Annotated in this window: 12 protein-coding genes, 2 tRNA genes, 3 rRNA genes, 2 pseudogenes and 1 other annotated feature; of the genes and pseudogenes, 13 read left to right on the top strand and 6 right to left on the bottom strand. The window is 55.0% G+C overall.

Annotation, left to right across the window (positions count from 1 at the left end):
• The first annotated feature begins 409 nt into the window (after nt 1-409).
• Entirely contained in the window at nt 410-1,486 is a 1,077-nt protein-coding gene (locus FHU12_RS17610) for a 3-deoxy-7-phosphoheptulonate synthase (protein ID WP_038871801.1), read from the top strand.
• A gap of 3 nt (nt 1,487-1,489) precedes the next feature.
• The gene (gene tyrA / locus FHU12_RS17605) at nt 1,490-2,611 is read left to right on the top strand and encodes a bifunctional chorismate mutase/prephenate dehydrogenase (protein ID WP_016929015.1); all 1,122 of its coding nucleotides are present in this window, start codon (nt 1,490-1,492) and stop codon (nt 2,609-2,611) included.
• Nucleotides 2,612-2,666: 55 nt separating this feature from the next.
• On the opposite strand, the gene pheA is transcribed toward tyrA, so the two are convergent.
• The 4 genes from pheA to bamD form a co-directional block, all read right to left on the bottom strand.
• On the bottom strand, nt 2,667-3,824 hold the full coding sequence (pheA, locus tag FHU12_RS17600) for a bifunctional chorismate mutase/prephenate dehydratase (protein WP_049204228.1): 1,158 nt from the start codon (nt 3,822-3,824) through the stop codon (nt 2,667-2,669).
• A gap of 42 nt (nt 3,825-3,866) precedes the next feature.
• Nucleotides 3,867-3,993, bottom strand: a sequence feature (Phe leader region).
• Nucleotides 3,945-3,992, bottom strand: coding sequence for a hypothetical protein (locus FHU12_RS17595; RefSeq protein ID WP_101428074.1), 48 nt, complete (start codon nt 3,990-3,992; stop codon nt 3,945-3,947). Its footprint overlaps the feature before it by 48 nt.
• A gap of 122 nt (nt 3,994-4,115) precedes the next feature.
• Entirely contained in the window at nt 4,116-4,457 is a 342-nt protein-coding gene (raiA, locus tag FHU12_RS17590; protein WP_004932457.1) for a ribosome-associated translation inhibitor RaiA, read from the bottom strand.
• Between the two features lie 312 nt (nt 4,458-4,769).
• A complete protein-coding gene (gene bamD / locus FHU12_RS17585; protein WP_004932456.1) occupies nt 4,770-5,501 on the bottom strand; it encodes an outer membrane protein assembly factor BamD in 732 nt (243 codons plus the stop codon).
• 131 nt (nt 5,502-5,632) lie between these two features.
• Here bamD and rluD point away from each other — a divergent pair.
• From rluD to dkgB, 9 genes and pseudogenes are all read left to right on the top strand, one after another.
• Nucleotides 5,633-6,609 (top strand): annotated as a pseudogene (rluD, locus tag FHU12_RS17575) (23S rRNA pseudouridine(1911/1915/1917) synthase RluD).
• Nucleotides 6,609-7,340, top strand: coding sequence for a purine nucleoside phosphorylase YfiH (gene yfiH / locus FHU12_RS17570; RefSeq protein ID WP_141970861.1), 732 nt, complete (start codon nt 6,609-6,611; stop codon nt 7,338-7,340). The pseudogene rluD and the gene yfiH overlap by 1 nt, the downstream one beginning before the upstream one ends.
• A gap of 130 nt (nt 7,341-7,470) precedes the next feature.
• Complete coding sequence (gene clpB, locus FHU12_RS17565; RefSeq protein WP_141970859.1) at nt 7,471-10,044, top strand: ATP-dependent chaperone ClpB; 2,574 nt, start codon at nt 7,471-7,473, stop codon at nt 10,042-10,044.
• A gap of 512 nt (nt 10,045-10,556) precedes the next feature.
• Nucleotides 10,557-12,098: ribosomal RNA gene (locus FHU12_RS17560) — 16S ribosomal RNA — on the top strand.
• Between the two features lie 139 nt (nt 12,099-12,237).
• Nucleotides 12,238-12,313, top strand: a tRNA-Glu gene (locus FHU12_RS17555).
• A gap of 234 nt (nt 12,314-12,547) precedes the next feature.
• Nucleotides 12,548-15,455: ribosomal RNA gene (locus tag FHU12_RS17550) — 23S ribosomal RNA — on the top strand.
• A 99-nt stretch (nt 15,456-15,554) separates the two neighbouring features.
• Nucleotides 15,555-15,670 (top strand): 5S ribosomal RNA (gene rrf, locus FHU12_RS17545).
• Together the 16S, 23S and 5S rRNA genes with 2 tRNA genes alongside form the textbook arrangement of a ribosomal RNA operon.
• A 94-nt stretch (nt 15,671-15,764) precedes the next feature.
• Nucleotides 15,765-15,841: transfer RNA gene (locus FHU12_RS17540), tRNA-Asp, on the top strand.
• Between the two features lie 214 nt (nt 15,842-16,055).
• Nucleotides 16,056-16,859, top strand: a complete 804-nt coding sequence (dkgB, locus tag FHU12_RS17535; protein WP_141970857.1) for a 2,5-didehydrogluconate reductase DkgB — start codon at nt 16,056-16,058, stop codon at nt 16,857-16,859.
• 47 nt (nt 16,860-16,906) lie between these two features.
• On the opposite strand, the gene yafC is transcribed toward dkgB, so the two are convergent.
• Complete coding sequence (gene yafC, locus FHU12_RS17530) at nt 16,907-17,794, bottom strand: DNA-binding transcriptional regulator YafC (protein WP_141970855.1); 888 nt, start codon at nt 17,792-17,794, stop codon at nt 16,907-16,909.
• Nucleotides 17,795-17,899: 105 nt separating this feature from the next.
• On the opposite strand from yafC, the pseudogene FHU12_RS17525 reads away from it, so the two are divergent.
• A pseudogene (locus FHU12_RS17525) lies at nt 17,900-19,076 on the top strand (MFS transporter).
• A 241-nt stretch (nt 19,077-19,317) separates the two neighbouring features.
• Nucleotides 19,318-20,112, top strand: a complete 795-nt coding sequence (locus FHU12_RS17520) for an endonuclease/exonuclease/phosphatase family protein (RefSeq protein WP_025160092.1) — start codon at nt 19,318-19,320, stop codon at nt 20,110-20,112.
• Between the two features lie 52 nt (nt 20,113-20,164).
• Here FHU12_RS17520 and mltD read toward each other — a convergent pair whose 3' ends face one another.
• The gene (mltD, locus tag FHU12_RS17515; RefSeq protein ID WP_141970853.1) at nt 20,165-21,547 is read right to left on the bottom strand and encodes a murein transglycosylase D; all 1,383 of its coding nucleotides are present in this window, start codon (nt 21,545-21,547) and stop codon (nt 20,165-20,167) included.
• Nucleotides 21,548-21,566: the final 19 nt, after the last annotated feature.

Genomic DNA, 21,566 nt, shown 5'->3' with positions numbered 1-21,566 from the left:
AATTTTTATTCCTCATTTATTCGCTTTTCTTCTACTTAAATTCATCGCTTTCGGCGGCATTTCGTGCTGAGTCTGACGGTATCCGCGCCTGCCCGTTCGTTGGCGCCGAGACGGGCGGCGTATCTTGCCTGTAAAACAAATTGTACAAATATGTTTACACTCTAGGGTCTTCGCTGGGAAAGCGTACCGGCGCGTTTTGACAATCTTGTTGTTTATATATGTTATTGAATTTGTGTTATTTTATTGTATTTTATTGATGTTTATACGCATGCTTTTTCATAAGATTAAATGCGGTAATTTTTTATTTACAGAAATTGGATTTAAAACTTTACATCTCGTGATAAGGTAGTGCCCTGAAACGCTCAATGTTCCATTTCAACGCATAACGCCAAACGACAGGAATAGCATCATGCAAAAAGACGCGCTCAATAACGTACACATCAGTGCAGAACAGGTTCTCATCACGCCGGAGGAGCTGAAGAACCAGTTCCCGCTTAGTGCCGACGACGAAAATGAAATCGCCACCGCGCGCAACACCATCGCCAACATTTTGCAGGGGCGCGATCACCGTCTGTTGGTCGTGTGCGGACCTTGTTCGATCCATGATCCGGATGCGGCACTGGACTACGCCCGTCGTTTGAAAACCCTGGCGGCTGACTTGAGCGATCAGCTGTATATCGTTATGCGCGTCTATTTTGAAAAACCCAGAACCACTGTCGGCTGGAAAGGTTTGATCAACGATCCGTACATGGACGGTTCGTTTGACGTTGAAGCAGGCTTGCATATCGCGCGTCGCCTGTTGCTGGATCTGGTGGGCATGGGCTTGCCGTTGGCTACCGAAGCGTTGGATCCGAACAGCCCGCAGTACCTGGGGGACTTGTTCAGCTGGTCGGCGATCGGTGCGCGTACCACCGAATCGCAGACCCACCGTGAAATGGCTTCTGGCCTGTCGATGCCGGTCGGGTTCAAAAACGGCACCGACGGCAGCCTGGGTACCGCCATCAATGCCATGCGCGCCGCCGCTATGCCGCACCGCTTCGTCGGCATCAACCAGGCGGGCCAGGTTTGCCTGCTGCAGACTCAGGGCAATCCGGACGGGCACGTGATCCTGCGCGGCGGTAAAACCCCGAACTACAGCGCCGAGCACGTTGCGGCCTGTGAAAAACAGATGCTCGAGGCGGGACTCCATCCGTCCTTGATGATAGATTGCAGCCATGGCAACTCGAATAAAGACTATCGCCGTCAGCCGGCGGTGGCCGAGTCCGTGGTGGAGCAGATCAAAGCGGGTAACCGCTCGATCACCGGCATTATGCTGGAGAGCCATCTGCATGAGGGCAATCAGTCTTCCGAACAGCCGCGTGCAGACATGCGTTACGGCGTATCCGTCACCGACGCCTGCATCGACTGGGAGAGCACGGAAACGCTGCTGCGCCACATGCATCAGGAACTCGGCGCTGCGCTGACGGCACGCACGGGAGAAAAGTAAGTTATGGTGGCAGAACTGACCGCGCTGCGCGATCAAATCGACGAGGTGGACAAAGCGTTGCTGGATCTGCTGGCGAAACGCCTGCATCTGGTAGCGGAAGTGGGGGAGGTGAAAAGCCGCCACGGTTTACCGGTTTATGTGCCGGAGCGCGAGGCGGCGATGCTGGCCTCGCGCCGTCAGGAGGCGGAAAACCTCGGCGTGCCGCCGGATTTGATCGAGGACGTCTTGCGCCGCGTGATGCGCGAATCGTACGTCAGCGAGAACGATAAAGGTTTTAAAACTCTGTGCCCGCAGCTGCGGCCGATCGTCATCATCGGCGGCAACGGCCAGATGGGCCGGCTGTTCAACCGTCTGCTGACGCTGTCGGGTTATCAGGTCAGGGTATTGGATCAGGAAGATTGGCCGCAGGCGGAGCAGCTGTTGGCCGACGCCGGCATGGTGATTGTCAGCGTACCGATCCATGTGACTGAGCAGGTGATAAGCCGCCTGCCGCCGTTGCCCGACGACTGCATTCTGGTGGATCTGGCGTCGGTGAAGAACCGTCCGCTGCATGCGATGTTGGCGGCGCACAGCGGCCCGGTGGTGGGGTTGCATCCGATGTTTGGTCCGGACGTGGGCAGCGTGGCGAAGCAGGTCGTGGTTTACTGCGATGGCCGCCAACCGGAGGCTTACCAATGGTTGCTTGAACAGCTGCAGGTGTGGGGGGCGCGGCTGCATCGCATCAGCGCTGTCGAACACGATCAGAATATGGCGTTTATTCAGGCGCTGCGGCACTTCGCCACCTTCGCCTACGGGCTGCACTTGGCGGAAGAGAACGTGCAACTGGAGCAGCTGCTGGCGCTCTCCTCGCCGATCTACCGGCTGGAGCTGGCGATGGTTGGCCGCCTGTTTGCGCAGGATCCACAGCTGTATGCTGACATCATCATGTCGTCGGAAGAAAACGTGGCGCTGATTAAGCGTTACTACCAGCGCTTCGGCGAGGCGATCAAGCTGTTGGAGCATGGCGACAAACAGGCGTTTATCGATAGCTTCCGCAAGGTAGAGCATTGGTTCGGCGATTACGCCCAGCGCTTCCTGGTGGAGAGCCGCACGCTGTTGCGGCAGGCTAACGACAGCCGGCAGTGAAACGCGGGCAGTAAGCGTAAAGGGTTCGGCCAAGCCGAACCCTTTTTTTATGGTTTCAGGATGGGTTGACCGGCACCACGGTGTCGCTCGGGTAACAGCCCAGCACCTTCAGCGAGCGGGTGATTGGCGTCAGATCGCGCAGCGCTTTTTGCATCGCCTCGGCGCGCAGGTTGGCCTGCACATCGATATAAAACATCTCTTCCCACGGATTGCCGTTGATCGGGCGTGACTCCAGCTTGGTCATGATGATGCCGTTGTCGCGCAGTACCAGCAGCGCTTCGACCAGTGCGCCGGATTGTTGGCCGGTCGCCATGATCAGCGTGGTTTTGGCCGGCACCTGTTCGGAGACGTCGATCGCTTTACGCGCCAGGACGATAAAACGGGTGATGTTCTGCTGCTGGTTGGCGAGGTTGTGTTCCAGCACCTGCAGCCCATACAGTGCGCCGCCGGCTTCGCTGCCCAGAGCAGCCGCCTTCGGCGAATTCAGCTTGGCGACTTTCTCCATCGCGGCGGCGGTGCTTTCGGTGTATTCGATTTTCCAGTGCGGGAAGCGGTTCAGGAACTGGCTGCACTGCTGGAACGGTTGCGGGTGGCTGTAGACGGTTTCAATCTGGCTCAGATCGCTGTCGCCGGCAATCAGAACGCAGTGGTTGATCGGGTTGGTCAGTTCGCCGACGATCGACAGACTGGTGTGCTGCAGCAGATCGTACACCTCGTTAATCGACCCGGAGCTGGTGTTCTCGATAGGCAGAATCGCATAGTCCGCCTGGCCGGTTTCCACCTGGGTGAAGATATCCTGAAACTTCTGGCAGCCGCATTCGATCAGCTGATCGAAGTGGCGGGCAGCGTATTGGCGTGCTGCCAGATGTGAGTAAGAGCCTTTTGGGCCGAGGAAGGCGATGCGGGCGGAATGTTGGCTGACGGGGTTGAGCTGGTGCTGTAGCAACGCCTGCTGGGTCAGGACGGAATCTTCGATGATCAGTTGAAACAGGCGGGTGACGTAAAAGCCGTCCAGGTCGTAAGGCTTGGCGGCGGCGATCAGCGCATCCAGCAGATCGCGCTCGCGTTCTTTATCGCGGATCGGGCGGTGAGAGTGCAGCTTGGTCTTGCCGACTTCGATCGCCAGCTCACGGCGTTCCGCCAGCAGGGCCAACAGTTTCAAGTCCAGTGCGCTGATGCGCTCGCGCAGCACCAATAACGGGTTGTCAGTCATAATCAGCTTCCGCCTTCAGTTCTTATTCGTTGTAAAACAGCCATAAAAAAAGCCTCCTGTTTCCAGGAGGCCTTATTGTTCGTCTTCGCATTCTTTCTCACACGACGAAACGCCTCCCAGTCAGGGGAAGGTAAAAAAGAATGCGAAGAAAAACGGTGTGCGTGGCATGGTCTACCTAAGGTTAATGCGAACAGGTTTTAAAGTAACCGCTGGCTTTTACCCCGTCAACAAAAATACCCGACAAAAAACGCGCCCTCGGGCGCGTTTGATGCGGCAATCGCTGTCGGACGGTTATTCCTGCTCTTGCGTGACTTCCGGCACGATGTCTTTCACGCTGGCATTGCAGCGGCGCGCTTCGCCTTTATGCTGCACCTTGTTCAGTTGGCGTTCCAGCTTGGCGATCAGCTCATTAACGGCGGTGTACATGTCATCATGTTTTGCGCTGGCGACCAGCGGGCCGTTAGGCGTGGTAATGGTAGCGTCGGCGACAAACCCCTGCGGTTCTTTAGATAAGACGATATGCGGGTTTATCAGCTGGGTCTGCCATTTTTCCAGTTTGGTGAGACGGTCTTCGACGTGATTGCGGATTGCGGGAGTGATATCCATTTGTTTGCTGGTAATGTTCAATGTCATATAACTTACCTCTCTGTCTTTCCGTCTTGGTGAATCCAGCATACCCCGCTTTTTGTTTAAATGCGTGATGTAAATCACGATTTTTTGTCACTTTTTGCAAAGTTAGTTCAATCTGTGATTCAGCATCTGAATTGGCTATCTAATGCTTGAGAGTTGCCGCCGGATGGCGCATTATCGATGAGTTGACCGGTGAGGAGCGCTAGCTAACACCGTGTTTTTACTTGTATATTTTTCCAGTAAAAAACCGGTCGACGCCAATGAAAACGGCAGCCGAGGCTGCCGTTTTGTTTTTCTGCCGTTGCCGACGCGCACTTATTGCGGGTTGGCGGCGATCACTTTGGCCACTTTGTCAGCCTGGCCGTTCAGCTGCAGCTGCTTGTAGGCATTTTCCATCAGCGGCAACACGTCGTGCGTCGCTTTGGTATCCGGGAATTCACGCAACATCTGCTCGGCGCGATTAACGACCGCGACGTAAGCACCGCGTTTAGTGTAGTATTCCGCCACCGAAAGCTCATACTTGGCCAAGCGGTCTTTCAGATACACCAAACGCTTGTTGGCGTCGGTCGCGTATTGGCTGTTCGGGTATTGCTGAATCAACTGGCTGAAGTCGCGGAACGCAGCGCGAGCGTGCTGAGGATCGCGGTCAGAACGGTCAACCCCGAAGAAGCCCTGCAGTGCGCTGTCATCGAGCGCCATGTCGGTCAGACCGCGCATGTACATCACGTAATCGATGTTCGGGTGCGTCGGGTTCAGACGCATGAAGCGATCGATGGATGCCTGAGCCATCGGCAAGTCGGCAGCCTTATAGTAGGCGTAAATCAAATCCAGCTGGACCTGCTGGGAATACGGCCCGAAAGGATAGCGGTTATCTAACGCTTCGAGTTGCGTAATCGCGCCCTTGAAGTTACCGTCCTGCAGTTTTTGCTGCGCGGTAGCATAGATTTCCGAAGGTGGGTTGTCGGGAACCGCATCCTTGGATGTGGAGCAACCTGCCAGCGCCAGGCTCAACGTGGCTGCCGCCACCAGATATTTCATACGCGTCATGACGTTTTGATTATCCTCAGGGTGTTATTCCGGGAGACTGTCCGTTAAGCTCCCGACAAAGACCAGGTACAATAGCACATTATATTAAACGGCATCGCCGTGAAAACCCAACGTTAACGAAGAAGCTGCATATGGCACAACAAGTACAACTCACCGCAACGGTGGCCGAATCTCAACTCGGACAACGTTTAGATCAGGCTTTGGCCGAATTGTTCCCTGATTATTCACGATCTCGCATAAAAGAGTGGATCCTGGGCGATCGGGTGAAGGTCAATGGCAAAACGTCAAATAAACCGAAAGAGAAGGTGCTGGGCGGAGAGACAGTCGCCATCGATGCACAGATTGAAGAAGAGGCGCGTTGGGAGCCACAGGATATCGCGCTGGATATCGTCTATGAAGACAGCGACATCCTGGTGATCAACAAGCCGCGCGATTTGGTCGTGCATCCCGGTGCCGGTAACCCAGACGGCACGGTGCTCAATGCGCTCTGTATCATTACCCGGAAATCGCCGACGTACCGCGTGCCGGCATCGTGCACCGTCTGGATAAAGACACCACCGGCCTGATGGTAGTGGCGAAAACCGTGCCGGCGCAAACCCGGCTGGTGGAAGCGCTGCAGGCGCGTGAAATCACCCGTGAATACGAAGCGGTGGCGATCGGCACCATGACCGCCGGCGGCACGGTAGAAGAGCCTATCGCGCGTCACTCCACCAAACGCACCCATATGGCGGTGCACCCGATGGGTAAACCGGCGGTAACGCACTACCGCATCATGGAGCATTTCCGTGCGCACACCCGCCTGCGTCTGCGCCTGGAAACCGGTCGTACTCACCAGATCCGCGTACACATGGCTTACATCAGCCATCCGCTGGTGGGCGATCCGCTGTACGGCGGCCGTCCACGTCCGCCGAAAGGCGCTTCGGAAGCCTTCATCAACACGCTGCGCGGCTTTGACCGTCAGGCGCTGCACGCCACCATGCTGCGTTTGTATCATCCGATCAGCGGTATCCAGATGGAGTGGCATGCGCCGCTGCCGCAGGATATGGTCGATCTGATCAACGCGCTGAAGGCGGACACCGAAGAATTCAAAGATCAGATGGACTGGTAATGAATTCGCTCATTCTGCCCGACTGGCCGTTGCCTCCCGGCGTTAAAGCGTGCAGCACAACGCGCGGCGGCGGCGTCAGCCTGCCGCCTTATGACTCGCTGAATCTCGGCGCTCACGTCGGCGACGAGGTGCAAGCGGTGAAACGCAATCGGGAAAGGGTGGTTACCGCCGCCGGCTTGCCGCAGATGCCGGTGTGGCTCGAGCAAGTGCATGGCACCCGCGTGGTGACGTTGACGGGGCATCCGCCCGCCGATCTGCGGGCGGATGCGGTGTACAGCAACGTGCCTGGGCAGGTGTGTGCCGTGATGACGGCGGATTGTCTGCCGGTGCTGTTCTGCTCGCAGAACGGCGATGAAGTGGCCGCCGCTCATGCCGGTTGGCGTGGGCTATGCCAGGGCGTGCTGGAACAAACCGTGGCGGCGTTCACCGCCGCACCGGGCCAGATCAGCGCCTGGTTGGGGCCGGCGATCGGCCCGCAGCAGTTTGAAGTCGGGCCGGAGGTGCGTGCCGCCTTTATCGCGGAAGACGCCGAAGCCGAGGCTGCCTTTACGCCGCATGGCGATAAGTTTTTGGCTAATATCTACTTACTGGCTCGCCAACGTTTGTTGCGGGCAGGCGTGCAGGCCATCTACGGCGGCGACCGCTGCACGGTTAACGAAAAGAGTCATTTTTTCTCCTATCGACGCGATGGAATAACCGGACGTCTGGCAAGTTTAATCTGGCTGATATAACCTATTGAATTAGGACGATCCAACGACGCATGGCGTTGTACCGAAAATTTAGCGTCGAGATAACCTTGAAAATTTGAGGGATGACCTCATTTAATCTCCAGTAGCAATTTCGACCCATCTTGGAGGTGTTATGCGTCTGGATCGTCTTACCAACAAATTCCAGCTTGCCCTCGCCGATGCCCAGTCACTAGCCCTTGGGCACGACAACCAGTTTATTGAACCGCTACATCTGATGAGCGCCCTGCTCAATCAGGAAGGGGGCACGGTTCGTCCACTATTAACTTCCGCAGGTATCGATGCCGGGCGTGTGCGCACCGAAATCGAACAGGCACTGTCCCGTTTACCGCAGGTAGAAGGCACCGGTGGCGACGTTCAACCGTCCCACGAGCTGGTGCGCGTCTTGAATCTGTGCGACAAGCTGGCGCAGAAGCGCGCGGACAAATTCATTTCTTCCGAGCTGTTTGTGCTTGCGGTGCTGGAAGACCGCGGCTCGTTGACCGACTTGTTGAAAGCGGCCGGCGCGACGGCCGACAAAATCAGCAAAGCCATTGAACAGATGAGAGGCGGTGACAGCGTGGAAGACCAAGGCGCCGAAGACCAACGGCAAGCATTGAAGAAATACACGATCGATCTGACCGAACGCGCCGAGCAGGGCAAACTTGACCCGGTAATCGGCCGTGACGAAGAGATCCGTCGTACCATTCAGGTGCTGCAGCGTCGTACCAAAAACAACCCGGTGCTGATCGGCGAACCCGGCGTGGGTAAAACCGCCATCGTCGAAGGCCTGGCGCAGCGCATCATCAACGGCGAAGTGCCGGAAGGGCTGAAGCACAAGCGCGTACTGTCCCTCGATATGGGCGCCTTGATCGCCGGTGCCAAGTACCGCGGCGAGTTTGAAGAGCGCCTGAAAGGCGTGCTCAACGATCTGGCCAAGCAGGAAGGCAGCGTTATCCTGTTTATCGACGAACTGCACACCATGGTCGGCGCCGGTAAGGCGGATGGTGCCATGGATGCGGGCAACATGCTCAAACCGGCGCTGGCGCGCGGCGAGCTGCACTGCGTTGGCGCGACTACGCTCGACGAGTATCGTCAGTATATAGAGAAGGATGCGGCGCTCGAACGCCGTTTCCAGAAAGTGTATGTGGCGGAGCCGAGCGTGGAAGACACCATCGCTATCCTGCGCGGCTTGAAAGAACGTTACGAACTGCACCACCATGTGCAGATCACCGACCCGGCCATCGTGGCGGCGGCAACGCTTTCGCACCGCTATATCGCCGATCGTCAATTGCCGGACAAGGCTATCGACCTGATCGACGAAGCGGCGTCCAGCATTCGCATGCAGATGGACTCCAAGCCGGAGTCGCTCGACAGGCTTGAGCGCCGCATTATCCAATTGAAGCTGGAACAGCAGGCGCTGAATAAAGAGTCTGACGACGCCAGTAAGAAACGCCTGGACATGCTCAGCGATGAGCTGGGGCAGAAAGAGCGCGAATATTCGGAGCTGGAGGAAGAGTGGAAAGCGGAAAAAGCCTCGCTCTCCGGCACCCAGAACATCAAGGCCGAACTCGAGCAGGCCAAAATCACCCTGGAGCAGGCGCGTCGCGTCGGCGATCTGGGGCGGATGTCAGAACTGCAATACGGCAAAATCCCTGAGCTGGAGAAACAGCTCTCCGCCGCCACGCAGGCCGAAGGCAAGAGCATGAAGCTGCTGCGCAACCGGGTGACCGATGCGGAGATTGCTGAAGTGCTGGCGCGTGCAACCGGGATCCCGGTCGCCAGAATGCTGGAAGGGGAGCGCGACAAGCTGCTGCGCCTGGAGCAAGAGCTGCATTCGCGGGTTATTGGCCAGGACGAAGCGGTCAGCGCGGTCTCCAATGCGATTCGCCGCAGCCGTGCGGGGTTGTCCGATCCTAACCGGCCGATCGGTTCGTTCCTGTTCCTCGGCCCGACCGGGGTGGGGAAAACCGAGCTATGCAAGGCACTGGCTTCGTTCCTGTTCGACAGCGACGACGCCATGGTACGTATCGATATGTCCGAGTTTATGGAGAAACACTCCGTTTCGCGTCTGGTCGGTGCGCCTCCGGGTTATGTCGGTTATGAAGAAGGCGGCTACCTGACGGAAGCCGTACGTCGCCGGCCTTATTCGGTGATTCTGCTGGATGAAGTCGAGAAAGCGCATCCGGACGTGTTCAATATTCTGTTGCAGGTGTTGGATGACGGCCGCCTGACCGATGGCCAGGGCCGTACCGTCGATTTCCGTAATACCGTGGTGATCATGACGTCCAACCTGGGCTCCGATCTGATCCAGGAGCATTTCGGCCAGATGAACTACGCGCAGATGAAAGAGTCGGTGATGGAGATGGTGAGTCACCACTTCCGTCCGGAGTTCATCAACCGTATCGACGAAGTGGTGGTGTTCCACCCACTGGGCGAGAAACACATCGCCGCGATCGCCAAGATTCAGCTGTCGCGTCTGTACAAACGTTTGGAAGAGCGCGGTTACGAAGTGACCATGACCGAACCGGCCCTGGCGCTGTTGAGCAAAACGGGTTACGACCCTGTATATGGTGCGCGTCCGTTGAAACGCGCTATTCAGCAGGAGATCGAGAACCCACTGGCGCAGCAAATACTGTCCGGCAAGCTGATCCCTGGCAAGCTGGTCACGTTGGATGTGGAAAACGACCATATCGTTGCACGCCAATAACGGCAATCTAGCGTAATAAAGATGAAAGGGAGCGGGTGACCGCTCCCTTTTCTTTATCTTCGTTTGTCCCTATTTACAGGGTTTGCCGCTATTACTGTGTTAAAACCGGTATTTTTTGACTAATAAACATCCTAAAAAGGTATTTTTGGTGATTATTTGAACGCTTGAAAAGTTTTTTTCATTTAGGGGTTGCGGCCCGCCGAGAACTCCCTATAATGCGCCTCCACTGACCGGGAACAACGACTGACAAGCCGCCGGGTCAGCGAGAAGAAAGCGAAATAAACGCTTGACTCTCAGGGCGAAAAGCGTAATATACGCAGCCCGCGCCGATGAGTTTCTCGGCACTGCTCTTTAACAATTTATCAGACAATCTGTGTGGGCACTCCACAAGACGATATCCAGCATCTTCGGATGCAAAAAAAATATCAAGTCTTGAAGAGTGACTAACTGAAGTAAAATTCATGCAGTAAATCTTTGAGCATCGCTTCTCGAGTGGAAGCAAATCAAGCTTTTAATTGAAGAGTTTGATCATGGCTCAGATTGAACGCTGGCGGCAGGCTTAACACATGCAAGTCGAGCGGTAGCACAAGAGAGCTTGCTCTCTGGGTGACGAGCGGCGGACGGGTGAGTAATGTCTGGGAAACTGCCTGATGGAGGGGGATAACTACTGGAAACGGTAGCTAATACCGCATAACGTCGCAAGACCAAAGAGGGGGACCTTCGGGCCTCTTGCCATCAGATGTGCCCAGATGGGATTAGCTAGTAGGTGGGGTAATGGCTCACCTAGGCGACGATCCCTAGCTGGTCTGAGAGGATGACCAGCCACACTGGAACTGAGACACGGTCCAGACTCCTACGGGAGGCAGCAGTGGGGAATATTGCACAATGGGCGCAAGCCTGATGCAGCCATGCCGCGTGTGTGAAGAAGGCCTTCGGGTTGTAAAGCACTTTCAGCGAGGAGGAAGGTGGTGAACTTAATACGTTCATCAATTGACGTTACTCGCAGAAGAAGCACCGGCTAACTCCGTGCCAGCAGCCGCGGTAATACGGAGGGTGCAAGCGTTAATCGGAATTACTGGGCGTAAAGCGCACGCAGGCGGTTTGTTAAGTCAGATGTGAAATCCCCGGGCTCAACCTGGGAACTGCATTTGAAACTGGCAAGCTAGAGTCTCGTAGAGGGGGGTAGAATTCCAGGTGTAGCGGTGAAATGCGTAGAGATCTGGAGGAATACCGGTGGCGAAGGCGGCCCCCTGGACGAAGACTGACGCTCAGGTGCGAAAGCGTGGGGAGCAAACAGGATTAGATACCCTGGTAGTCCACGCTGTAAACGATGTCGATTTGGAGGTTGTGCCCTTGAGGCGTGGCTTCCGGAGCTAACGCGTTAAATCGACCGCCTGGGGAGTACGGCCGCAAGGTTAAAACTCAAATGAATTGACGGGGGCCCGCACAAGCGGTGGAGCATGTGGTTTAATTCGATGCAACGCGAAGAACCTTACCTACTCTTGACATCCAGAGAACTTAGCAGAGATGCTTTGGTGCCTTCGGGAACTCTGAGACAGGTGCTGCATGGCTGTCGTCAGCTCGTGTTGTGAAATGTTGGGTTAAGTCCCGCAACGAGCGCAACCCTTATCCTTTGTTGCCAGCGGTTCGGCCGGGAACTCAAAGGAGACTGCCAGTGATAAACTGGAGGAAGGTGGGGATGACGTCAAGTCATCATGGCCCTTACGAGTAGGGCTACACACGTGCTACAATGGCATATACAAAGAGAAGCGACCTCGCGAGAGCAAGCGGACCTCATAAAGTATGTCGTAGTCCGGATTGGAGTCTGCAACTCGACTCCATGAAGTCGGAATCGCTAGTAATCGTAGATCAGAATGCTACGGTGAATACGTTCCCGGGCCTTGTACACACCGCCCGTCACACCATGGGAGTGGGTTGCAAAAGAAGTAGGTAGCTTAACCTTCGGGAGGGCGCTTACCACTTTGTGATTCATGACTGGGGTGAAGTCGTAACAAGGTAACCGTAGGGGAACCTGCGGTTGGATCACCTCCTTACCTAAAGATATTAGTTCGAGTGGCGTGCTCACACAGATTGTCTGATGAAAAGTAACGAGCAAAGCGCTACCTGTTGATGCCATGAGTCATTCATGCTGATACGAACCGATTAAGTTATTCAGTTTAATCGGATTTTCGTGTCCCCATCGTCTAGAGGCCTAGGACACTGCCCTTTCACGGCTGTAACAGGGGTTCGAATCCCCTTGGGGACGCCATTCCGATAATGAGTGAAAGACATTATCACCGGTCACAACAGACCGAAAAAATCTTAAAGATGACTTGCGAGTCATGTTTAAGATATTGCTCTTTAACAATCTGGAACAAGCTGAAAATTGAAACATGACGGCTGAAATTTATCCCTCCGTAGATGTATTGGGATGAAGAGTAACCTGTCATAGAGTCTCTCAAATGTTTGCAGCGCGAACGATGGAAACATCTTCGGGTTGTGAGGTTAAGTGACTAAGCGTACACGGTGGATGCCTAGGCAGTCAGAGGCGATGAAGGGCGTGCTAATCTGCGAAAAGCGTCGGTAAGGTGATATGAACCGTTACAACCGGCGATACCCGAATGGGGAAACCCAGTGTGTTTCGACACACTATCATGTCATGAATACATAGTGGCATGAGGCGAACCGGGGGAACTGAAACATCTAAGTACCCCGAGGAAAAGAAATCAACCGAGATTCCCCCAGTAGCGGCGAGCGAACGGGGAGGAGCCCAGAACCTGAATCGGCTTGTGTGTTAGTGGAAGCGTCTGGAAAGTCGCGCAGCAAAGGGTGATAGCCCCGTACACTAAAATGCACAGGTCGTGAGTTCGATGAGTAGGGCGGGACACGTGACATCCTGTCTGAATATGGGGGGACCATCCTCCAAGGCTAAATACTCCTGACTGACCGATAGTGAACCAGTACCGTGAGGGAAAGGCGAAAAGAACCCCGGCGAGGGGAGTGAAATAGAACCTGAAACCGTGTACGTACAAGCAGTGGGAGCACCTTCGTGGTGTGACTGCGTACCTTTTGTATAATGGGTCAGCGACTTATATTTTGTAGCAAGGTTAACCGTATAGGGGAGCCGTAGGGAAACCGAGTCTTAACTGGGCGAATAGTTGCAAGGTATAGACCCGAAACCCGGTGATCTAGCCATGGGCAGGTTGAAGGTTGGGTAACACTAACTGGAGGACCGAACCGACTAATGTTGAAAAATTAGCGGATGACTTGTGGCTGGGGGTGAAAGGCCAATCAAACCGGGAGATAGCTGGTTCTCCCCGAAAGCTATTTAGGTAGCGCCTCGTGAACTCATCTTCGGGGGTAGAGCACTGTTTCGGCTAGGGGGCCATCCCGGCTTACCAAACCGATGCAAACTCCGAATACCGAAGAATGTTATCACGGGAGACACACGGCGGGTGCTAACGTCCGTCGTGAAGAGGGAAACAACCCAGACCGCCAGCTAAGGTCCCAAAGTCATGGTTAAGTGGGAAACGATGTGGGAAGGCATAGACAGCCAGGATGTTGGCTTAGAAGCAGCCATCATTTAAAGAAAGCGTAATAGCTCACTGGTCGAGTCGGCCTGCGCGGAAGATGTAACGGGGCTAAACCATGCACCGAAGCTGCGGCAGCGACGCTTAGGCGTTGTTGGGTAGGGGAGCGTTCTGTAAGCCGTTGAAGGTGGCCTGTGAGGGTTGCTGGAGGTATCAGAAGTGCGAATGCTGACATAAGTAACGATAAAGCGGGTGAAAAGCCCGCTCGCCGGAAGACCAAGGGTTCCTGTCCAACGTTAATCGGGGCAGGGTGAGTCGACCCCTAAGGCGAGGCTGAAAAGCGTAGTCGATGGGAAACAGGTTAATATTCCTGTACTTGGTGTTACTGCGAAGGGGGGACGGAGAAGGCTAGGCTAGCCGGGCGACGGTTGTCCCGGTTTAAGCGTGTAGGGGGTGTGACCTGGTAAATCCGGTTACATACTAACCCTGAGGCGTGATGACGATGCACTACGGTGCAGAAGTAGTTGATGCCCTGCTTCCAGGAAAAGCCTCTAAGCTCTAGGTAACATTAAATCGTACCCCAAACCGACACAGGTGGTCAGGTAGAGAATACCAAGGCGCTTGAGAGAACTCGGGTGAAGGAACTAGGCAAAATGGTGCCGTAACTTCGGGAGAAGGCACGCTGGCATGTAGGTGAAGTCCTTCGCGGATGGAGCTGAAGCCAGTCGAAGATACCAGCTGGCTGCAACTGTTTAATAAAAACACAGCACTGTGCAAACACGAAAGTGGACGTATACGGTGTGACGCCTGCCCGGTGCTGGAAGGTTAATTGATGGGGTCAGCCGCAAGGCGAAGCTCTTGATCGAAGCCCCAGTAAACGGCGGCCGTAACTATAACGGTCCTAAGGTAGCGAAATTCCTTGTCGGGTAAGTTCCGACCTGCACGAATGGCGTAATGATGGCCAGGCTGTCTCCACCCGAGACTCAGTGAAATTGAACTCGCTGTGAAGATGCAGTGTACCCGCGGCAAGACGGAAAGACCCCGTGAACCTTTACTATAGCTTGACACTGAACATTGAGCCTTGATGTGTAGGATAGGTGGGAGGCTTTGAAGCGTGGACGCCAGTCTGCGTGGAGCCATCCTTGAAATACCACCCTTTAATGTTTGATGTTCTAACTCGGCCCCGTGATCCGGGGTGAGGACAGTGTCTGGTGGGTAGTTTGACTGGGGCGGTCTCCTCCCAAAGAGTAACGGAGGAGCACGAAGGTTAGCTAATCACGGTCGGACATCGTGAGGTTAGTGCAAAGGCATAAGCTAGCTTGACTGCGAGAGTGACGGCTCGAGCAGGTACGAAAGTAGGTCTTAGTGATCCGGTGGTTCTGAATGGAAGGGCCATCGCTCAACGGATAAAAGGTACTCCGGGGATAACAGGCTGATACCGCCCAAGAGTTCATATCGACGGCGGTGTTTGGCACCTCGATGTCGGCTCATCACATCCTGGGGCTGAAGTAGGTCCCAAGGGTATGGCTGTTCGCCATTTAAAGTGGTACGCGAGCTGGGTTTAGAACGTCGTGAGACAGTTCGGTCCCTATCTGCCGTGGGCGTTGGAAGATTGAGAGGGGTTGCTCCTAGTACGAGAGGACCGGAGTGAACGCACCACTGGTGTTCGGGTTGTCATGCCAATGGCATTGCCCGGTAGCTAAGTGCGGAAAAGATAAGCGCTGAAAGCATCTAAGCGCGAAACTTGCCTCAAGATGAGTCTTCCCTGGGCCTTTAAGGCCCCTGAAGGAACGTTTAAGACTAAGACGTTGATAGGCTGGGTGTGTAAGTGCAGCGATGCATTGAGCTAACCAGTACTAATGATCCGTGAGGCTTAACCTTACAACACCGAAGGTGTTTTTAGAGAGATTTTCAGCGAAGTTCCGAGATTGGTTCTGATGGCGGCACGAGAGTGGCGCGGTTGGAATGAAACAGAATTTGCCTGGCGGCAATAGCGCGGTGGTCCCACCTGACCCCATGCCGAACTCAGAAGTGAAACGCCGTAGCGCCGATGGTAGTGTGGGGTCTCCCCATGCGAGAGTAGGACACTGCCAGGCATCAAATAAACGTTATCAGTGTGACGACTGGTAATGCGCAAATCGCAGAGCGCGAATTTGCCGGCATCGAGAGATGCAACGTAAAAGAATCGGTGGAGCGGTAGTTCAGTTGGTTAGAATACCTGCCTGTCACGCAGGGGGTCGCGGGTTCGAGCCCCGTCCGTTCCGCCACTTAATTGATAAGCCCTGAGTCTCTGACTCAGGGCTTTTTCATATCTGAATTTTGCGCTTCTCAGGCTGGAATTGTCCCTCCTGACAGCCTTGCTTTCTCCATATTGTTGCCTTTAGATCAAAAGTCTTATGCCGAACCAGGCGTTTTTGATCAATAAAAAAGTTGCCATAATCTTCCTCATACCGCATCTACCCGTTAATGAGAGAAAACATTATGAGCATCCCTGCATTTGGTTTAGGTACTTTCCGCCTTCAGGATCAGGTTGTTATCGATTCTGTCAGCACCGCACTCGAGCTGGGCTATCGCACTATCGATACCGCACAGATCTATGAAAACGAAGCGGCTGTTGGCCAGGCTATCGCTGCCAGCGGCGTGAAACGTGAAGACCTGTTCATCACCACCAAGATTTGGATCGCGAACCTGGCGAAAGGCACGTTGATCCCAAGCCTGCAAGAAAGCCTGAAAAAACTGCAAACGTCCTACGTTGATCTGACGCTGATCCACTGGCCGTCACCCAACGATGAAGTGTCGGTTGCCGAGTTTATGGCTGAGCTGCTGGAAGCGAAAAAGCTGGGGCTGACTCGCCAAATTGGCGTATCTAACTTCACCATCGATTTGATGCAGCAAGCGATTGACGCGATTGGCGCCGATGAAATCGCCACCAACCAAATCGAGTTGTCACCGTTCTTGCAGAACCGTAAGGTGGTAGCATTCGCGCAGCAGCATGGCATCGCCATCACTTCTTACATGACGTTGGCCTATGGCAAAGCGCTGCAGGATGAAACGATCAAAAGCATCGCCGCACGTCACAATGCGACCCCTGCACAGGTTGTCCTGGCTTGGGCACTGAAGCTGGGCTATGCGGTTATTCCATCCTCGACCAAGCGTGAAAACCTGGCGAGCAACCTGTTGGCGCAGCAACTGACGCTGACTGACGAAGATATGGCGCAGATCGCCGCACTGGAGTGCAACGGCCGTCTGGTTAGCCCGGAAGGCCTGGCGCCAAACTGGGATTAATCATTCCTCGCAGTAGTTAACTTAAGGCGTCCACCGGGGCGCCTTTTTTATCGTTTCAGATATTCACTCACAAAATCAATAAAGCTGCGCAGACGGTTGCTGACGGCGCTGTCGCTGTAATATACCGCGTTGATCGGCATGGCGACCGGCAGCGTTGCTTCTACCAGAACCGGGACTAAATCTCCGCGTTTGATATCTTCGTCGCTCATAAAGTCCGACAGGCAGGCGATGCCGTTGCCATGCAGGCAGAGATGACGCTGGGTTTCTCCGCTATTGGTGGTCAAGCCGGGGGTAATTTCCAACTGGCTGCCATCTGAACAAGCCAGCGGCCAGCGATTCAAGCTGGGCAGGTCGTTGAATCCGATGCAGCAGTGGTGTTCAAGATCTTCTACCGTTAGCGGCGTGCCGTGCTGGGCCAGATAGGCGGGGGAGGCGAGCACATGCCGATAGCTGGTCATGAGTTTACGTGCTTTCAGCGTGGAGTCGGTCAGCTCGCCTACGCGGATTGCGATATCCACTTTTCGCTCGATCAAATTGATAAAGTTTTCCGAAGACACCAGCGATAACGACATTTCAGGATAACGTTCGCGGAACTCCGCCACTAAAGGCGTCAGCATATGCAGCACCACCGGCGTTGCCGCATCGACGCGCAGCAGGCCTTGCGGACGCTGGCGGCTTTCCATCAGCGCATTTTCTGCCGCGGCCATGTCGTTCAGTACCTTCTGCACCTGACGAAAGTAATTCTCTCCTTCCTGAGTCAGGCTGATTTGGCGCGTGGTGCGGTTGAGCAACGTTACCCCCAGTTTACTTTCCAGCTTTTTCACCGTTCGGCTGACTACGGAATTCGCTTGTTCCAGGCGTTCGGCCGCCCGGCTGAAGCTGCCGCTTTCCACGACGGTGACAAAGGTGATCAGCTCGTCTGAGTTTGCTTTCATTTTTGCTCCCGTGGCAAAGTTAATTTGAAATTTTGAGCATTTTTATCATTTAAGCATAGGCCGATAATCGTCGTCATCAACTTGAATGTTATTTCGGAGTAAAAAATGCCTCTCGCATTACTTGCCTTAACCATCAGTGCTTTTGCTATCGGCACGACCGAGTTCGTGATTGTCGGGTTGATCCCGACGATTGCGGAGCAGCTGGGGGTGACCGTACCGTCCGCTGGATTGCTGGTGACTATCTATGCCCTCGGCGTTGCTATCGGCGCGCCGGTACTGACGGCCCTGACCAGTCGCATACCGCGCAAAATGCTGCTGGTTGGTTTGATGGTGCTGTTCACTCTCGGCAACCTGTTGGCCTGGCAATCACCAAGCTATGAATCGTTGGTGATCGCCCGGTTGTTGACCGGCCTGGCGCACGGCGTATTCTTCTCTATCGGTTCCACCATCGCGACGAGCCTGGTGGCGAAAGAGAAGGCGGCTTCCGCCATCGCCATCATGTTTGGCGGCCTGACGGTGGCGCTGGTGACCGGCGTACCGCTGGGAACGTTCATCGGCCAGCAGTTTGGCTGGCGTGAAACCTTCCTGGCCGTTTCTCTGATTGGCGCTGTCGCTACGGTGGCCAGCATTATTCTGGTGCCGAACAATATCAAGAACCAGGGCAGCGCCGGCGTGCGGGAACAGCTGAAAGTACTGACTCATCCTCGTCTGCTGTTGATTTATGCGATTACCGCTTTGGGATACGGCGGGGTCTTCACGACCTTTACCTTCCTTGCGCCGATGATGCAGGAACTGGCGGGTTTCTCTGCTCCAACCGTGAGTTGGATACTGTTGGCTTATGGCGTCGCGGTGGCGGTGGGCAACATCTGGGGGGGGCAAGCTGGCCGACCGTCATGGGGCCGTGCGTGCGTTGAGCTTTATCTTTGCTGCGCTGGCCGTTTTATTGCTGGTATTCCAGTTTACTGCGAGTTATAGCATTGCCGCTCTGCTGACGGTAATTGTGATGGGCGTGTTCGCTTTCGGCAACGTGCCGGGGCTGCAGGTGTATGTGGTGCAGAAAGCCGCGCAATATACGCCAAATGCGGTGGATGTGGCATCCGGTCTCAATATCGCGGCGTTCAACATCGGTATTGCGCTCGGTTCGGTGATTGGCGGTCAGACCGTCGCCTCACTGGGGCTGGCGCAGACTCCCTGGATTGGCGCGCTGATCGTGGTGGTTGCACTGTTGCTGGTTAGCCTCAGCGGCCGCCTGGATAAAAAGTCTCAGTTGCAAACGGCTTGATACACAAAATCATTGCTGTCTGGCCCGCATTTTGCGGGCCTTTTCGCATTTTTCACCTATTACTCCCCGTCTTTACACAGCTATACCGTCAGAAGATTGAAATCGCTGCAGACGGCCCCTATAACTGAAAAGGTAATGCCCGCAAAAGCCATGCCCTCTGTGCAGGGGAGGCGTATAATCATTTCATCGTTGGCGAGTGTTCATCGCCAGTTTTCACGTTAATGGGTAATAGGCGAATCGCGTGCCGAAACGAACTTATGCAATGAGGTATGTTGCAGGTCAGCCAGTTGAGCGAATTTTTCCTGGCGCCGTTAACCAGCCGTTGCCGCCCGGGGCTGCGCTGCCGACGACCGGCGCTCTGCGCGTCATGGTATGGAATATTTTCAAACAGCAACGAGCCGACTGGCTTTCGGTGCTGAAAAATCATGGCAAAGATGCGCAGCTGGTGTTGTTGCAAGAGGCGCAAACCACGCCGGAGCTGGTGAGCTACGCTACCGCCAACTATCTGGCGGCCGATCAGGTGCCGGCCTTTGTGCTGCCGCAACATCCTTCCGGCGTGATGACGCTGGCAGCCGCTCATCCGGTTTACTGCTGCCCGCTGCGCGAGCGTGAGCCGCTGCTGCGGCTGTCCAAGTCGGCCTTGATCACCGTTTATCCGCTGTACAATGGCGAGCTGTTGATGGTGGTGAATATCCATGCGGTTAACTTCAGCCTGGGCGTCGACGTGTACAGCAAGCAGCTGGGACCGATTGGCGAGCAGATCGCCAGCCACCGGGGGCCGGTGATCATGGCGGGGGACTTCAACGCCTGGAGCCGTAAACGTATCAATGCGCTGTATGACTTTGCCGGCGAAATGGCGCTGCGCGAGGTGAGCTTCACCGACGATCACCGCCGCAAGGCCTTTGGCCGCCCGTTGGACTTCGTGTTTTACCGTAACCTGGGGGTCGTGGAAGCCTCGGTGCTGGTGACCAGCGCGTCGGATCACAATCCGTTGTTAGTGGAGTTTCACCCGGAGAAGGACTCGCCGGTTTGGTGAATCGCAGGTAATAAAAAAGCACCCCGAAGGGTGCTTTTTTTGTGCCGAAAATTTAAGTATCCGGCGTCATCTTGTTGCCGACAAACAGGGTCAGCTTCAAACCTGGCTGCAGGCTGCCTTTGGCGAGCGTTGAATTCCAACGCATCACGTCGTTAATATCGACGCCGTGACGACGTGCGATACTGGCAAGCGAATCACCTTTGCGAACCTGGTAGGTGATGCTGCTGTTACTGCCAGTATTGCTGGCCACTTGCAGGGTTTGCCCAACTTTTAAGGCGCTTTTGGCGCGCAAGTTGTTCCAACTCTGCAAATCGCTGGTCTTAACGTTCAGCCGCTTGGCTATGGCCGATAAGGTGTCGCCGGAGCGCACTTTATACGAACTGCCACCGGACAAACCGCTGTTCTTCGCCAACTGCGTCGTTGGCTGAGTCACGGCGATCTGGCCATCGGCCAGCGAGTCTTTCAGCTGATCGGCATGACCTTTGGGAACCATGATGTAATGGGGCCCGTTGGGTGCCGTAACGCCTTTTTTATAGCCTGGGTTATACGCTTTCATCTTGGTGACTGAAAGCCCCGCCATCTCAGCCGCCTGAGTCAGCTGGATCTGCTGCCCGACATCGATACGCGCCAGCGCACGGGTTTCATCCGTTTTCGGGAGTTTCACACCGTACTTCTTGCTGTTCTTGATGATGTCGCTCAGCGCCAGCATTTTCGGGACATAGATTGACGTTTCACGCGGAAGCGACAATGCCCAGAAATTGGTTGGCTTACCCTGGCGTTTGTTTGCCTTCACCGCTTGCATCACGCGGCCTTCACCACTGTTATAGGCGGCTACGGTCAGTAACCAGTCGCCGTTAAACATGCGGTTCAAGCGCTGCATCATGTTAAGCGCAGCGGTTGTCGAGGCGACGACATCGCGCCGACCGTCATACCACTGATTGTTTTTCAAACCATAATTGCGACCCGTTTGCGGCACGATTTGCCATAGCCCTGCGGCGTTGGCACTTGACGTGGCGTGTGGGTCAAAAGCGCTCTCCACTATGGGTAGCAGTACCAGTTCCATCGGCATATTACGTTTCTTAATCTGCCCGACTATCCAGTACATGTACGGCTCTGCCCGTAATGTTACATCGTGGAGATAGCTCTTACTTTTTAAGTACTTTCTTTTCTGATCACGGATCCGGGAATTTTCCGGAACCTCCATCTTCAGCTCGTCGCTAATGAAGTTCCACAGGTCCTGTTGCGCGGCGGGACTGTTGTTATCCAACCACCGCGCCGAGCTCGCTCGGCCATTTGCTGTGTACTCTCCTGCTTCACCATCTTGACCAGCCGAAGACAAACTCTGTGCATGCTGTTCTGGCGCCGGTGCGTCCTGCCTGGACGACTGGCAACCCACTAGCAAGACTGAGGCGAGAAATATCGCTTTAGCCTTCATGTGTGTGTCAATGTAGTTG

The sequence above is a fragment of the Serratia marcescens genome (assembly GCF_006715005.1).
GTDB lineage: Bacteria > Pseudomonadota > Gammaproteobacteria > Enterobacterales > Enterobacteriaceae > Serratia > Serratia montpellierensis.
The sequence above is the reverse complement of the archived record's forward strand: the minus strand, read 5'-3'. Positions and strand labels throughout refer to the sequence as shown.